The sequence below is a fragment of the Streptomyces sp. NBC_01257 genome (genome assembly GCF_035917255.1).
In the GTDB taxonomy this organism is placed as follows: domain Bacteria; phylum Actinomycetota; class Actinomycetes; order Streptomycetales; family Streptomycetaceae; genus Streptomyces.
On record NZ_CP108472.1, the window covers coordinates 2,813,749 to 2,828,036 of the forward strand.

At 72.8% G+C, this 14,288-nt stretch carries 13 protein-coding genes; 5 read left to right on the forward strand and 8 right to left on the reverse strand.

Annotated elements, in window-relative coordinates; genetic code table 11:
- Positions 1-45: 45 nt before the first annotated feature.
- The 4 genes from OG408_RS11900 to OG408_RS11915 form a co-directional block, all read right to left on the reverse strand.
- Positions 46-1,314, reverse strand: a complete 1,269-nt coding sequence (locus OG408_RS11900) for a bifunctional RNase H/acid phosphatase (RefSeq protein WP_266778127.1) — start codon at positions 1,312-1,314, stop codon at positions 46-48.
- Positions 1,314-2,057, reverse strand: a complete 744-nt coding sequence (locus OG408_RS11905; RefSeq protein WP_266786111.1) for a zinc ribbon domain-containing protein — start codon at positions 2,055-2,057, stop codon at positions 1,314-1,316. Before OG408_RS11905 ends, OG408_RS11900 begins: the two co-directional genes overlap by 1 nt.
- Positions 2,054-2,890 (reverse strand): Nif3-like dinuclear metal center hexameric protein, encoded by an 837-nt coding sequence (locus tag OG408_RS11910; protein ID WP_266778129.1) that lies wholly within the window; start codon positions 2,888-2,890, stop codon positions 2,054-2,056. Before OG408_RS11910 ends, OG408_RS11905 begins: the two co-directional genes overlap by 4 nt.
- 134 nt (positions 2,891-3,024) lie before the next feature.
- Positions 3,025-4,068, reverse strand: a complete 1,044-nt coding sequence (locus tag OG408_RS11915) for an ABC transporter substrate-binding protein (protein ID WP_266778131.1) — start codon at positions 4,066-4,068, stop codon at positions 3,025-3,027.
- A 198-nt stretch (positions 4,069-4,266) separates the two neighbouring features.
- Here OG408_RS11915 and OG408_RS11920 point away from each other — a divergent pair, with 198 nt between their 5' ends.
- Positions 4,267-5,577, forward strand: a complete 1,311-nt coding sequence (locus OG408_RS11920; RefSeq protein WP_266778133.1) for a hypothetical protein — start codon at positions 4,267-4,269, stop codon at positions 5,575-5,577.
- Positions 5,578-5,964: 387 nt separating this feature from the next.
- Here the strand turns inward: OG408_RS11920 and OG408_RS11925 are convergent, their stop codons facing one another.
- The 3 genes from OG408_RS11925 to OG408_RS11935 are packed head-to-tail and all read right to left on the reverse strand — an operon-like array spanning position 5,965 to position 8,956.
- A complete protein-coding gene (locus OG408_RS11925; protein WP_266778135.1) occupies positions 5,965-6,906 on the reverse strand; it encodes a 3-oxoacyl-ACP reductase in 942 nt (313 codons plus the stop codon).
- A gap of 46 nt (positions 6,907-6,952) precedes the next feature.
- A complete protein-coding gene (locus OG408_RS11930; protein ID WP_326669765.1) occupies positions 6,953-8,029 on the reverse strand; it encodes a Zn-dependent alcohol dehydrogenase in 1,077 nt (358 codons plus the stop codon).
- 54 nt (positions 8,030-8,083) lie between these two features.
- Positions 8,084-8,956: a MaoC/PaaZ C-terminal domain-containing protein gene (locus OG408_RS11935; RefSeq protein WP_266778139.1), complete on the reverse strand. Its 873-nt coding sequence runs from the start codon at positions 8,954-8,956 to the stop codon at positions 8,084-8,086.
- Positions 8,957-9,251: 295 nt separating this feature from the next.
- Here OG408_RS11935 and OG408_RS11940 point away from each other — a divergent pair, with 295 nt between their 5' ends.
- The 4 genes from OG408_RS11940 to OG408_RS11955 are packed head-to-tail and all read left to right on the forward strand — an operon-like array spanning position 9,252 to position 12,800.
- A complete protein-coding gene (locus OG408_RS11940) occupies positions 9,252-10,226 on the forward strand; it encodes an ABC transporter ATP-binding protein (RefSeq protein WP_442806023.1) in 975 nt (324 codons plus the stop codon).
- Entirely contained in the window at positions 10,226-10,948 is a 723-nt protein-coding gene (locus tag OG408_RS11945) for an ABC transporter permease (RefSeq protein WP_266778141.1), read from the forward strand. Before OG408_RS11940 ends, OG408_RS11945 begins: the two co-directional genes overlap by 1 nt.
- Positions 10,949-10,959: 11 nt before the next feature.
- On the forward strand, positions 10,960-12,162 hold the full coding sequence (locus OG408_RS11950; protein WP_326669766.1) for a sensor histidine kinase: 1,203 nt from the start codon (positions 10,960-10,962) through the stop codon (positions 12,160-12,162).
- Between the two features lie 5 nt (positions 12,163-12,167).
- Entirely contained in the window at positions 12,168-12,800 is a 633-nt protein-coding gene (locus OG408_RS11955; protein WP_266786115.1) for a response regulator transcription factor, read from the forward strand.
- Positions 12,801-12,839: 39 nt separating this feature from the next.
- On the opposite strand, the gene OG408_RS11960 is transcribed toward OG408_RS11955, so the two are convergent.
- Complete coding sequence (locus OG408_RS11960; protein WP_326669768.1) at positions 12,840-14,270, reverse strand: MFS transporter; 1,431 nt, start codon at positions 14,268-14,270, stop codon at positions 12,840-12,842.
- Positions 14,271-14,288 lie beyond the last annotated feature (18 nt).

Sequence of the window (14,288 nt, forward strand, 5' to 3'; positions counted from 1 at the left end):
GGCGTGCCGGGCGCCGCCGGGCAGGCGGGACCTTCAGAGCGCGCGCTAACGCAGGTGGGACGTGTCGTTCAGCAGCCGTACGGAGGCGTTGCCGTCCGCGTAGTAGGCAACGGCCGACACGGACGCCGCCGAGAGCTCCATCCGGAACAGCGACTCGGGCGGGGCGCCGAGGGCAAGCCGGACCAGGGTCTTGATGGGCGTGACGTGCGTGACCACCAGGACCGTGCGGCCCGCGTAGCGGGAGACGAGGCGGTCGCGGGTGGCGGCGACCCGGCGGGCGACCTCGGCGAAGCTCTCGCCGCCGCCGGTCGGGGCCGCCTTCGCGGAGGCGAGCCAGGCGTCCAGATCGGCGCCGTACCGCTCCCTGACCTCACCGAACGTCAGGCCCTCCCAGGCCCCGAAGTCCGTCTCGCGCAGCCCGTCCTCGATCCGGACCTCCAGACCCAGCCGGGCCGCGACCGCGCCCGCCGTCTCGCGGCAGCGCCGCAGCGGGGAGCAGACGATCTCCTGCACCGTGCCGCGGGCGGCGAAGGCCTCGGCCGCGTGGGCGGCCTGCTCGCGGCCGGTGGCGGAGAGTTCGGGGTCGGTGCCGCCGCTGCCGGAGAACCGCTTCTCCGGAGTGAGGGCGGTCTCGCCGTGGCGCAGCAGCACGAAGGTGGCGGGCGCGCCCAGATCGGGGGCGGCACCCCAGCCGACCTGCGGAGTCCCGGCGGCGGACCGCGGGGCCTCGGCGGCCGGCCGGTTCAGTGCGGCCCGGGCCCTCGCCGCTCCGGCCGCCGCGTCGCCGGGCGGCCCGGAGACCGGCGGCAGGGCGGCGGCCACCGAGGACCTCGGGGTGTCGAGTGCCGCCGTCGAGGACGACGGCTCCCACTGCCGGCCGCGCTTGCCCGCGTCCATCGCCTCGTTGGCGAGCCGGTCCGCGTGCTTGTTCTTCTCGCGCGGGATCCACTCGTAGGTGACGGCGGACGCCGGCAGGATGCGTGCCGCCTCCGCCGCGAGCGGCTTCATGTCAGGGTGCTTGATCTTCCAGCGGCCCGACATCTGCTCCACGACGAGCTTGGAGTCCATCCGGACGTGCACCCGCGGCCCGCTGTCGCCCGAGGCGTCCGGCACCAGTGCCTTCGCGGCGCGGAGTCCGGCGATGAGGCCCTTGTACTCGGCGACGTTGTTCGTCGCGACGCCGATGTACTCGGCGGCCTCGGCCAGGGTCTCCCCCGTCGCCGGGTCGATGACGACCGCGCCGTAACCGGCGGGCCCCGGGTTGCCCCGGGAGCCGCCGTCGGCCTCGACGACGAACTGGCGCGGCTGCGTCATTACAGACCCGAGTCCGAGGTGCGGACCAGGATGCGGTGGCAGTTCTCGCAGCGCAGCACCGTGTCGGGGGACGCGGCCTTCACGTCGTTGACCTCGGTGATGTTGAGCTCCAGACGGCAGCCCTCGCAGCGGCGCTGGTAGAGGCGGGCGGCGCCCACCCCGCCCTGCTGGGCGCGGAGCTTGTCGTACAGCTTGAGCAGGTCGGCGGGGACGGAGCCGGCGACGACCTCGCGCTCCTTGGTGACCGTGGCGGTCTCCGTGTCGAGCTCCTGGGTCGCGGCGTCCCGGCGCGCGGTCGCGTCGTCGACCTTGGCCTGCACGGCGGAGACCCGGTCGGTCAGCTCGGCGACGCGCTCCTGCGCGGACTCGCGGCGCTCCATGACCTCCAGGACGACGTCCTCCAGGTCGCCCTGGCGCTTGGCGAGGGAGACGATCTCGCGCTGGAGGCTCTCAAGGTCCTTGGGCGAGGTGACCGCGCCCGAGTCCAGCCGCTGCTGGTCGCGGGCGGCGCGCTGGCGCACCTGGTCGACGTCCTGCTCCGCCTTGGTCTGCTCGCGGGCGGTGTCGCTCTCCTCGGTCGTGGAGGCGACGAGGAGGTCGCGGAGCTGGGCGAGGTCGGCCGTGAGCGACTCGATCTCGGCGTGCTCGGGCAGGGAGTTGCGCCGGTGCGCGAGCTGGGAGAGGCGCTGGTCGAGGGCCTGGACGTCGAGGAGTCGGATCTGGTCGGCGGGCGCGGCGTTCAGTTGGGGGCTCCAGAAGAGTGGTGGGTGGTCCAGGGGTCGGTGACCTGCTTCGAGACATGGACCCGCAGGTCCCATCCGTGGCGGTCGGAAATCGCGTCGAGCTGTGCCGCGGCCTGCTCGCACCACGGCCATTCGGTGGCCCAGTGTGCGGCATCGACCAGGCCGAGCGGCGAGTGCTGGACGGCCTCGGAGGCCGGGTGGTGGCGCAGGTCGGCGGTGAGGAAGGCGTCCACGCCCGCCGCGCGCACCGCGTCGAAGAGGCTGTCGCCCGATCCGCCGCTCACCGCGACGGTGCGGACCAGCGCCTCCGGGTCGCCCGCGAGGCGGATGCCCTGCGCGGTGGCGGGCAGCCGGGCGGCGGCGCGGGCGGCGAACGCGCCGAGGGTCTCGGGGTGGTCGAGTGTGCAGATCCGTCCGAGGCCGCGGCGGCCGGCGGGGTCCGTGGGGTCCGGGACGAGGGGCCGCTCGACGCGCAGGTCGAGGGCGCCGGCCAGGGCGTCGGAGACGCCGGGGTCCGCGGAGTCGGCGTTGGTGTGCGCGACGTGCAGCGCGATGTCGTGCTTGATGAGGGTGTGCACGACCCGGCCCTTGAAGGTGCCGGCCTCGACCGTCGTCGTACCGCGCAGATAGAGCGGGTGGTGGGTGACGATCAGCTGGGCGCCGATCTTCATCGCCTCGTCGGCGACCGCCCGGACGGGGTCGACGGCGAGGAGCACCCGGCGGACCTCGGCGTCCGGATCACCGCAGACGGTGCCGACCGCGTCCCATCCTTCGGCCCGCTCGGGCGGCCACAGGGCGTCGAGCTCGGCGATGACTTCAGACAGACGGGGCACGGAGGAAAGGCTACCTGCCCTCCGTGCCCCGCAGGCCATGGCGGCCCGACCCGTGGGGACGGAGGGAGGGCAGGTCATGAATCGTTACGTCACGAGGTCCGCGCGGGGGCGCCGCCGGACCCGTGAGGGGGCGGTCACTTCACGAGATCGGCGCGGAGGTCGTCGAGGACCAGGTTCGCGGCCGTGACACCGAGGCCGAGGTACCAGGTCTCGTCGGAGACGTTCTTCGCCCGGCCCTCCTTGACGGCCTTCAGGTTCTTCCACAGCGGGTTGGCCTGGGTGGTGTCGCGCTTGGTCGCCTTCACGGCGCCGTACACACCGGTGAAGATCCAGTCGGCGTCCGCCTCGTCGATCTTCTCCGGGCTGATCTCCGCCGCGAGGTCGTTGATCTGCTGGTTCCTGGGCCGCGGCAGGCCGGCGTCCTCGAGGATGGTGCCGATGAAGGAGGCCTTGGCGTAGAGGCGGATCCTGTCCGGCAGGTAGCGGACCATGGAGACGGTCGGCTTCTTCGGGCCGATGTCCTCGCCGAGCTTCTTCGCGTTGGCCTCGTAGGCGCCGAGCTCCGACTTCGCCTTGGCGGTCTTGTCGAGCGCCGCGGCGTTGAGGAGGTAGTTCTCCTTCCAGGTGAAGCCCGGGCGGATGGAGAACACGGTCGGCGCGATCTTGGACAGCTCGTCGTACTTGTCGGCGGCGCGCAGCTGGCTGCCGAGGATCAGGTCCGGCTTCAGACCGGCGATCGCCTCAAGGTTGAGGTTGTTGATCGTGCCGACGTTCTTGGGGTCGCCCGCGTCCTTCTTCAGGTACGACGGGATCGCCGCATCGCCCTCGGAGGGGGCGTAGCCCACCGGCTTCACACCCAGCGAGACGACGTTGTCGAACTCGCCGACGTCCAGCACGACGACCCGCTTCGGGGCCGCCTTGAGCTCGGTCTTGCCCATGGCGTGCGTGAGGGTGCGGGGGAACGTGCCCGCCGGGGCGTCGGTGCCGTAGGCCGCGGTCTTCTCCGCCGCGTCGCCGAAGTCCTTGCCGCCCGTCGCGACGGCGGCCTTCTTGTCCCCGCCGGCCCCCTCCTTGCCCGAGGCTCCGGACGCACCGTCGTCGCTCCCGCAGGCAGAGAGGGACAGGGCGGCCACAACGGCCAGACCGACTGCGGCGGTGCCGCGGCGTCGAAGGGACATCACTTGCTCCAGTCGAGGGTCACACAGGTAACGCTTAGGAATGCCTAACCTTAGGCACCCCCCTCCTCGCGGAGCACAACCACCCCCTCCCCCTCAGGCGAATCCGGGCATCACCACCCTTATGTGTGAAGTGGTGAGTCTCGTGTTGTTCGGCAGGAAGTGCGAAAACTAGCTTCGGTTGCCGGAGGTGATGAGTCGATGACTGCCTGTGCCATCGAGGACGGGACCGCTGAGGCGGCCGGAACCGGCGAGACGGTGGAGCCGGAGTCCGACGAGCCGGACGGGGCCGCGACGGCCCCGGACCCGGCCGGGGGCCCTGCCCATCCGGTGGAGCCGCCCATGCCGGTGGAGCCGCCCGGCGAGCCGCCGGAGCAAGTCCCTGCTGAAACGGTCCTGCCCACGTTCACGCTCACTGCCGACGGCGCTTACGGCGCCCGTCTCGCGACCGCCCGCGGCGCGGACGCCCGGACGGCCTGGTTCGCCGAGCGCTGGACCCTGGACGGCCCCGAGCCGTACGCCGTGCCGCTGCCGATGGACCAGCCGGAGGAAGCCGGCTCGCGGGTGGTGCCGCTGGCCGACGGCCGGGTGCTCATCCAGCGCCGGGCCGACGGCCGGCACTCCTTCTCGCTGCTCTATCCGACGGGCCCCGGCACCGGCGAACTCCCGCTGGGCGCGGTCGAATGCGACGGGCTGACCCTGCTGCCGCCGTCACCGGACGGCCGCAGCGTGTACGCCCTGTCGACCGGCCCCTACTCCACCGGGCTCTGGCTGGTGGCGGGCGGCGCGTTCGGTCCGGAACACCTCGCGGACCTCCCGGGGCACTGTTCCGGCGGGGTCTGGCTGGACCGGGCGGGCCGGCTGCTGGCCCTGGACCGGGAGCCCGCGGGCGGCGGACCGGTGAAGGCGGTCGCGGTGGACCTGGGGCGGGGCGCGGAGATGACGCCGCTGCTCCAGATCGCGCCGGACAGTGACGACCGCCTGCTGCTCGCCGACCCGGACAGCGGTCTGCTGCTGATCCGTTCGGACGCACCGGGGCACGACCGGATCGGCTGGGGGGTGCTGGGCAGTTGTCTGCCGGTGCGTTTCCCCGAGTGCCTGCGGCTGCCGGACGCCGCGGTGACGCCGTTCGCGGTGCAGCCGGGGCAGATGCTGATGCCGGAGAGCTGCGCGGTGGCGCTGCGGATCGACGCGGCGGCGGGCAGCTGGGCCGGGATCTGGCGCCCGTCGGACCGCCGGCTGCACCAGCTCGCCGCGCCCGAGGGCTGGCTGGCCGGCAGCGGGGTCTGGTCGCGCGACGGCGTACTCAAACTGCCGTACGCGGACGGGGAGACGGACTGCGCGGTGGCGCTCCTGACGGTCCCGGCCGACCTGGGCGCGGCCGGGGAAGCGGCCCCTGCGGCCTGCGCGGAAAGCGGTACGCAACCCTCCGCGGCCGAGGCGCCTCCTCCTGTGTGCAGACCCGTTCCGCTGGGGCAGGCGCCTCTCGTGGGACGTACGGCGTCTGACTAGAGTTGGGCCGGGGAACTCACGCGATCGCACCCCGCGGTCGCCGACGGTGACCGTTCGCGGGCGGCGGTGGCGTGAGGGTCCCGGATACACACGTAAGCGATAGCAACGGGGTGACTTCCCAGATGTCTGAGGCGCGAACCGACACGACCCAGACGCAGCCGCCGGGGGCGGACGCGGAACGGGCCGAAGCCGGCGGCTCCGGAAAACACCGAGGGGGTGTGGCGGCGGACGACTCGGCAGCACAGCCGATCGGCCGCCACCGCCGCCCCTCGGAAGGGGGCGGCAGGGCGGCCTGACCGCCGCCCGGAATCGACGAACGAGGGAGCGGAGGGCCCCCGCAGCCGACCGGCTGCGGGGGCCCTCCGCTGCGTGCGCGGGCGCTGCGGCTCAGCCCCGCTTCAGGCCGAGCACCTCCGCCGCCGCGAACGTCTCGTTGGGCGGCCGGTCCGCGTAGTACGGGGTGATCAGCTCGTCCAGCTCGTCGAAGGAGAACGTCTCCTTCGCCGCGTCGAACTTCGCCGCCACCTTGGGGCGTTCGACGATCGCGACCATTCCGCCGTGCACCACGAGCAGTTGCCCGTTGACCTTCGCTGCCGCCGGGGAGGCCAGGTAGCCGACGAGCGGCGAGACGTGTTCGGGCGCGAGCGCGTCGAGCCGGCCGTCCTGCGGCTCCTCGAAGCCCGCGAAGACGTCCTCGGTCATCCGGGTCCTGGCGCGCGGGCAGATGGCGTTGGCGGTCACGCCGTACTTGGCGAGCGCCAGCGCGGTGGACGTGGTCAGCCCGACGATGCCGCCCTTGGCCGCCGCGTAGTTGGGCTGTCCCGCCGAACCGGCCAGGAAGGCCTCCGACGAGGTGTTGACGATCCGGCCGTAGACCGGTCCGCCGGACTCCTTGGAGCGGGACCGCCAGTGCGCGGCGGCGAAGTGCGTGGTGTTGAAGTGGCCCTTGAGGTGCACCCGCAGGACCGAGTCCCACTCGTCCTCGGTCATCGAGAAGATCATCCGGTCGCGCAGGATGCCCGCGTTGTTGACCAGGACGTCGAGCTTGCCGTAGGTGCTGACGGCCAGTTCGACCAGCGCGCGGGCCTGCTCGTGGTCGGAGACGTCGCCGAGGTGCGCGACCGCCCGGCCGCCGGCCGCCCGGATCTCCTCGGCGACCTCCTCCGCGGGGGCGGCCGACGCCTCGCCCGAGCCGTCGCGGCCCGGCTGCCCGTAGTCGTTGACGACGACGGCCGCGCCGAGCCGCGCCAGTTCCAGCGCTTCGGCCCGGCCGAGGCCGCGGCCGGCTCCGGTGACGATCGCGGACAGTCCGTCCAGGGGAAGTGACATCGGATCTCGGGGTCCTCTCGGGAGGGGGTGGGGCTGCGCGGCGGGGTCAGAGCTCGATGCAGGTGCGCAGCGACTCGCCGGTCCGCATCTGGTCGAGGGCGTCGTTGATCCCGTCGAGCCGCACCCGGTGGGTGATCATCGATTCGAGGTCGATGCGGCCGGCCCGCCAGAGCGCGATGGCCCGCTCGTACGACCGGAGCACGTCCCCGCCGCCGTACATGGAGGGCAGGATCCGCTTCTCGTCGAAGAACAGCTCGAACATGTTGACCTGGAAGTTGTCGTCCATGGCGCCCGCGCCGACGATGCAGAGGGTGCCGCCGCGCCGGGTGTTCTCGTACGCGGTGCGGGCCGTGACCGACTTGCCGACGACCTCGAAGACGTAGTCGAAGCCCTCGCCCGCGGTGATCCGCGCCCTGGCGTCGGCGAACGCGTCGGGCGAGACCGCCTCGGTCGCGCCGAACCGCAGCGCGGCCTCGCGCCGGGAGGCCACCGGGTCCACGGCGACGATCTGGGCGGCGCCCTGCACCCTGGCCCCCTGGATCGCCGAGATGCCGACGCCGCCGCAGCCGATCACCGCGACCGACGAACCGGCCTCGACCTGGGCGGTGTTGATGGCGGCGCCGAGTCCGGTGGTGACCCCGCAGCCGATCAGCGCGGCGATCTCGAAGGGCACGTCGTCGGGGATCGGCACCGCGCAGTCCGCGCCGACGACGACCTCCTCGGTGAAGGTGCCGGTGCCGGCGAAGCCGAAGACATCACCGCCGGGACGCTTGAAGTTGGGGGTGCCCGCGTTCATGAATCCGGCCAGGCACAGATGTGTCTGGCCGCGCTTGCAGGACGGACAGACACCGCAGGCGGGCAGCCAGCAGACCAGCACCCGGTCGCCCGCGCTGAGCCCGGTCACCCCGTCGCCGACGTCGATGACCTCGCCGGCGCCCTCGTGGCCGGGGACGAAGGGGGCGGGCTGCGGCAGCACCCCGTTCATCGCGGAGAGGTCGGAGTGGCACAGGCCGGTGGCCCGGATGCGGAGCCTGACCTTGCCGGGGCCGAAGCCCACCGCCTCGACGTCGTCGAGTACTTCGAGTTTGTCCTGGCCTGTCTCGTGCAGTACGGCTGCGCGCATGGTGCGGCTCCCCTCACGGGCCTGTGGTGCTCTTGAATTCGGTTCGGATTCGGTTCAGGAGTGCTCGACGAAGGTGTCCCCGAGGACCACGGCGTCGTCCCGTTCCGCGGCCCTCACCTCGACGCGGACCTGGTTCGGCGCGGTCCACATCTCGATGCGGAGGGTCTCGCCGGGGAAGACGACCCCGGCGAACCGGGTGCGGTAGGAGCGGACACGGCTCGCGTCGCCGCCGAGCACCGTGTCGGTGACGGCCTTGAGCGTCATCCCGTAGGTGCACAGACCGTGCAGGATCGGCCGGTCGAAGCCGGCCAGCGCGGCGAACTCGGGGTCGGCGTGGAGCGGGTTCCAGTCCCCGGACAGGCGGTAAAGCAGCGCCTGGTCCGGCCGGACCGGCCGCTCCACCAGATGGTCGCCCGGGACGGCCGGACAGTCCGTCCGCCCGGACGGGCCGCGCTCGCCCCCGAAACCGCCCTCGCCGCGCACGAAGATCTGGGAGTCGCTGGTCCACAGCGGACCGTCCTCGTCCGCGGCCTCGCTCCGCAGCACCAGCACGGCCGCCTTGACCTTGTCGTACACCGCGGCGACCTTCGTGGTCTGTACGGCGCTGCCCCGCACCGGGAGCGGACGGTGCACCCGCACGCTCTGCCCGCCGTGCAGGACGGCCGCGAGGTCGACGTCGACGCCGGGCGAGGAGAGTCCCCCGGCCATCCCCGCGCCGGCGCCCGCGACGGTGGCGAAGGAGGGCAGCACCTGGAGCCGGGACTCCAGCGTGTACCGCAGCTCACCGGCGTCCACGGCGGGGTCGGCCAGGTCGGGGCGGGCGCCGGCGCCGATCCCGAGGTGGTAGAGCTGGACGTCCTTGTGGTCCCAGCTGATGTTGCTGGTCCGGGGTTCGGCAGCGAGAGCTTTTTCGGCATCAATGGGCATGGGGAAGCTGCTCCTCGACGGTGGAAGACCTCGGCGCGGCCGTCCGCACCGTCGGCCGCACCGAGGTCGTGCGGGGACCGGAGACCACGCCCGTTCTAGAACGCGTTCTAGCCGGTTGGCCCTATGTATAACGCAGGGCCCAGCAGTTGGGAAGACTGCTGACGTCTCGTCAGATTCCTTGCCGGGCTGCCCGTTCACCCCGTTCCCCGGCCTCCGCGGGCCATGACATTTGTCATCACCGAGTCCGTACATGCGCATCTGCCGGGGCGCGCTCACGCTCCGTAGCGTGATCCTCATGAAGCAGACGACGGGGAAGCAGCGGACGACAGGGAACGAGACGGCGGTGGACTTCAGCGGGGTGGTGAAGTCCTTCGGCCGGGCCGGGGCGAGTGTGCGGGCCGTGGACGGGATCGACCTGACCGTGGCACGGGGCGAGACGGTCGCCCTCCTCGGGCGCAACGGCGCCGGAAAGTCCACGGCGATCAGCCTGCTGCTCGGGCTGAACGAGCCGGACGCCGGCACGGTCCGGGTGTTCGGCCGCACCCCCGACCGGGCGGTGGGCGCCGGCCTGGTCGGCGCCATGCTCCAGGACGGCCGCCCCATCCAGCGGGTGACCGTCCGGGAACTGATCGCCTTCGTGGCCTCCACCTACCCGAAGCCGCTGCCGGTCGCCGACGCGCTGGAGCTGGCGGGGGTCACGGAGTACGCGGACCGGCGGATCGACAAGCTCTCCGGCGGCCAGATCCAGCGCGTCCGGTTCGCCGTCGCGCTGGCCGGCAGTCCGGAACTGATCGTGCTGGACGAGCCGACCGCCGCCCTGGACGTGGAGGGGCGGCGCGCGTTCTGGGACTCCATGCGGGCCTATGCCCGGCGCGGCAACACCGTGCTCTTCTCCACGCACTACCTGGAGGAGGCCGACGAGAACGCCGACCGGATCGTCGTCATCGACCGGGGCCGGATCGTCGCGGACGGCAGCGGCGAGACCATCAAGGCCGCGGCCGGCCACAGCAAGGTCTCCTTCGACCTCGCGGGCCGGCCCACCGCGGGCCTGGAGCTGCTGCCCGGTGTCGTCACCGTCGAGGTGACCGGCGACCGCGCGGTGCTGCACACGGACGACTCCGACGCCACCGTCGTGGAGCTCGCCCGGCTCGGCCTGGTCCGGGACCTCCAGATCTCCCTGGCCACGCTGGAGGCCGCGTTCCTCTCCCTCACCTCCCCCGGGGCCACCGCCCCGGGGACCACGCACCAGGACGCGAAGGAGTCCGTCTGATGTTCCGCTACATCATGCTCGAGATCCGCCGGACCCTGCGCGACGCCACCTTCCTCATCTTCGGTGCCGGAATGCCCGTGATGATGTACCTGATCTTCACGAACATCGGCGGCGACGACGGATCCGACGGCTGGAAGACCAGCTCGATGGTCGGCATGGCCGCGTACGGGGCGCTCGGCTCGGCCATGGCGATCGGCACGGGCGTCTCGTCCGACAAGTCCCTCGGCTGGCTCCAGCAGTTGCGGGTCACCCCGCTCTCCCCGACGCACGCGGTCGTGGGCCGTGCGGTCAGCGGCTCGGTGACCGTGCTGCCGACGATCCTGACTGTGCTGCTGGCCGGCGGACTGCTCAACGGCGTACGGATGGCGGCCTGGCAGTGGATCGTCCTGGTCCTGCTGCTCTGGCTCGGCGCGCTGCCCTTCACCCTGCTCGGCCTGGGCAACGGCTTCCGGCTCACCCCGCAGGGCACCGGAGTGGTCAACGTCGCCTGTCTGATGGGATTCGGCGTGGTCGGCGGGCTGTGGTTCCCGCTGGAGATGCTGCCCGAGTGGCTGCGGTCCATCGGCAGGTTCACCCCGGCCAACCGGTTCGCCGACCTGGGCTGGGCGACCACCGAGGGCCACGCACCGGGCGCCACGACCCTCCTCGTGCTCTCCTCGTGGCTCCTGCTGTTCGGCATGTACGCCGTGATCTCGTACCGTCGGTCCGCGAGGACCGTGTGACGGGAGCGAACATGCCAGCGAACGGACGACAGGCGCGGAAGGAACGGCGCCGGCTGCGGAAGGAGGGGCGGCGCCCCGGCCCGCCGGGGCCGTACGCCCTGCTGCCCTGGCTGCTGATGGGCCTGGGCTCCTTCTCCAACCTCTTCCAGGGCGAGACCCCCAACCCCTGGATCGGCGGAATCGGACTTCTCGCCTTCAACTCCCTCTACATCTCCGTGGTGTTCCGGGGATTCGTCAAGGAGAAGCGCGAAAGCCCGGTGTCGTACGTCCTGCTGGGCGCGATGGCCGCCATCACCTTCGGCCTGGCGATCGGTTACGGCGGCAGCTGGCTGCTCTACTTCCCGCTGCTCTCACTGGCCTGCGGGACGATCCTGCGCCACCGCCTGCTCGCCGTCGGACTGCTCGGCCTCGCCGTGGCGGCCTGCCTGATCGCGGTGTGGCGCGACGACAGCACGTCGACGCCGTGGACGCTGGGGTACGGGACGTTCATCTCCGGCGCGGTGACGGCCGCGATCCTCACCCTGTCGGAGACCGTGATGGAACTGCGCTCCACCCGGCAGGAACTGGCCCGTACCGCCGTCGAGAAGGAGCGGCTGCGCTTCTCCCGCGACCTGCACGACCTGCTGGGCCACACGCTCTCGGTGATCGTCGTCAAGTCGGAGGCGGCGCGCAGGCTGGCGCCGCGCGACATGGACGCGGCCCTCCTCCAGGTCGCCGACATCGAATCGGTCGGACGCCAGGCACTCACCGAGATCCGCGAGGCGGTCACCGGCTACCGCGAGGGCAGCCTGGCCACCGAACTCGACCGGGCCAGGTCCGCCCTGACCGCCGCCGGCATGGAACCCTCCGTCCGCCGCTCGGGCCCCCCGCTCGCCCCGCAGACGGAGGCGCTGCTGGGCTGGGTGGTACGGGAGGCCGTCACCAACGTCGTCCGCCACTCCACGGCCACTGCCTGCACGTTCGTCGTCGACGGCACCGCCGACCGGGTCCGCCTGACGGTCACCGACGACGGCCGCACCCCGGCCCCGCCGCCCACCCCCGGCATCGGCGGCACCGGCCTGAAGGGCCTCGCCGAACGCCTCGCCACGGCCGGCGGCTCACTGGAGGCGGGCCCCGCCCCCTCGGGCGGCTTCGTGGTCACGGCCGAACTCCCGGCGGACGCACCGGGGGAAGCGAACGGCGACGGGGGGCCGGCCCCTACCCTGACCCTGTGAACGAGATGCCGCAGGACCACCGCCCGACCCACTCCGTACGCGTCCTGCTCGCCGAGGACCAGGGCATGATGCGCGGCGCGCTCGCCCTGCTGCTCGGTCTGGAGCCCGACATCGAGGTGGTGGCCCAGGTCGGCGCGGGCGACGAGATCGTGGCCGCCGCGCTGACGTCGCGGCCCGATGTGGCGCTCCTCGACATCGAACTCCCGGGCCGCAGCGGCCTGGACGCGGCCGCCGATCTGCGTGAGGAGGTGCCGGACTGCCGGGTGCTGATCCTCACCACCTTCGGCCGGCCCGGCTATCTGCGGCGTGCGATGGAGGCCGGCGCGGCGGGGTTCCTGGTCAAGGACGGACCGGTCGAGGATCTCGCGGAGGCGATCCGCCGGGTGCTGCGCGGGGAGACCGTCATCGACCCGGCCCTGGCCGCCGCGGCCCTGAGCGCGGGCCCGAGCCCACTGACCGCGCGGGAGCGCGATGCGCTGGTCGCGTCGGTGGACGGGGCGACGGTCGCCGACATCGCGCAGAAGCTGCACCTGTCGGAGTCGACGGTCCGCAACTACCTGTCGTCGGCGATCGGGAAGACGGGCACCCGCAACCGGATGGAGGCGGTCCGGGCCGCGCGGCAGCAAGGCTGGCTCTGAGGGGTGTCGTCTGCCGGGCGACGCCGGGCAGGCGGGGCTTCACAGCACCTGAGACCTGACCGACCGGTGCCGCGGCAGCCAAAGCACCATCAGCAGGACGCCGCCGAGCAGCACCGCGCCCGCCGTCCGGAAGGCGAGCGCGTAGCCGGCCGTGAGCTCGACGGCGCCGGCCGAACCCTCCGTGCGGGCCGCGGCGACCGTGGAGAGTACGGCGAGGCCGAGGGCGCCGCCCATCGTGCGGGAGGTGTTGACGAGGCCGGAGACCAGGCCGGCTTCGCCGGGGGCGGCGCCGGAGGTGGCGAGGGAGGCGAGCGGGGTGGACGCGAGGCCGGTGCCCGCCATCATCAGGATGCCGGGCAGACAGACCGCGGTGAGGTAGGAGCCGTCGGCCGTCATCGTGGACTGCCAGCCGAAGCCGGCGGCGGCCACCGTCGTGCCGATGAGTGCCAGGTTCTTCGCGCCGGTCCGGGCCATCAGCCGGGGCGCGCACTTCGAGCCGACCACGACGGCGACCGAGGTGGGGATCAGGGCGAGTCCGGCCTCCAGCGCGGAGTAGCCGAGCACGTTCTGCGCGTACACGGTCATGAAGTACCACATCGAGAACGTCGCCGAGCCCATCACGAGCATCGCCACGTTGGCCGATGCCACCGCTCTCGTCCCGAGCACCCGCAACGGCATCAGCGGCTTCGCCGTGCGGGCCTCGACCAGGACGAACAGGGCGAGCAGGGCCGCTCCGCCCAGCAGCGGCAGCAGTGTCGCGCCCGCCGTCCAGCCGGACTCCTCGGTCTGCACGATGCCGTACGCGACCAGCGCGAGGCCCGCCGTGACGAGGAGTGCGCCGAGCAGGTCGATGCGGCCGCGGTCACCGGCCCGGCCCTCGGCGAGCCAGAGCGCGGCGCCGGTCAGGACGAGCACTCCGACGGGCACGTTGATGAGCAGGACCCAGCGCCAGGACAGCGCGTCGGTGAGCACCCCGCCGATCAGCCCGCCGGCCGCGCCGCCGCCCGCGCCGACGGCCATCCAGGTGCCGATGGCCTTGGTCCTGGCGGGTCCTTCGGGGACGGCGGCGGTGAGCAGGGTGAGGGTCGCGGGGGCGAGCACCGCGGCGCCGAGTCCCTGCGCGGCCCGGGCGGCGAGCAGCTGCCAGCCCTCCTGGGCGAGTCCGCCGGCGAGCGAGGCGGCGGTGAACAGGCCGAGGCCGACGAGGAACATCCGCTTGCGGCCGTAGAGATCGGCGGCCCGCCCGCCGAGCAGCATGAAGCCGGCGAAGTCGATCGAGTAGGCGTTGAGCACCCACTGCAGTCCCGCGGCGCTCAGCCCCAGGTCGGTGCGCATGGACGGAAGGGCGACGTTGACGACGGAGACGTCGAGGACGACCAGGAACTGCCCGGTGCAGGCGGCGAGCACGACCGCCCAGGTGCGGGTCCTGGTCCGGCGGGTACGGAGTGCGGGCGTCGTGACGTCAACCATGGCGTCATACTCGCAGCC

Excerpts from the sequence above, each read along its gene's own strand:
- OG408_RS11935 (WP_266778139.1), bottom strand. The coding sequence starts at position 8,956 with ATGCCCATTGATGCCGAAAAAGCTCTCGCTGCCGAACCCCGGACCAGC.
- OG408_RS11950 (WP_326669766.1), top strand. The coding sequence starts at position 10,960 with ATGCCAGCGAACGGACGACAGGCGCGGAAGGAACGGCGCCGGCTGCGG.
- OG408_RS11900 (WP_266778127.1), bottom strand. The coding sequence starts at position 1,314 with ATGACGCAGCCGCGCCAGTTCGTCGTCGAGGCCGACGGCGGCTCCCGG.
- OG408_RS11960 (WP_326669768.1), bottom strand. The coding sequence starts at position 14,270 with ATGGTTGACGTCACGACGCCCGCACTCCGTACCCGCCGGACCAGGACC.
- OG408_RS11945 (WP_266778141.1), top strand. The coding sequence starts at position 10,226 with ATGTTCCGCTACATCATGCTCGAGATCCGCCGGACCCTGCGCGACGCC.
- OG408_RS11955 (WP_266786115.1), top strand. The coding sequence starts at position 12,168 with ATGCCGCAGGACCACCGCCCGACCCACTCCGTACGCGTCCTGCTCGCC.
- OG408_RS11920 (WP_266778133.1), top strand. The coding sequence starts at position 4,267 with ATGACTGCCTGTGCCATCGAGGACGGGACCGCTGAGGCGGCCGGAACC.
- OG408_RS11925 (WP_266778135.1), bottom strand. The coding sequence starts at position 6,906 with ATGTCACTTCCCCTGGACGGACTGTCCGCGATCGTCACCGGAGCCGGC.
- OG408_RS11940 (WP_442806023.1), top strand. The coding sequence starts at position 9,252 with ATGAAGCAGACGACGGGGAAGCAGCGGACGACAGGGAACGAGACGGCG.
- OG408_RS11930 (WP_326669765.1), bottom strand. The coding sequence starts at position 8,029 with ATGCGCGCAGCCGTACTGCACGAGACAGGCCAGGACAAACTCGAAGTA.
- OG408_RS11915 (WP_266778131.1), bottom strand. The coding sequence starts at position 4,068 with ATGTCCCTTCGACGCCGCGGCACCGCCGCAGTCGGTCTGGCCGTTGTG.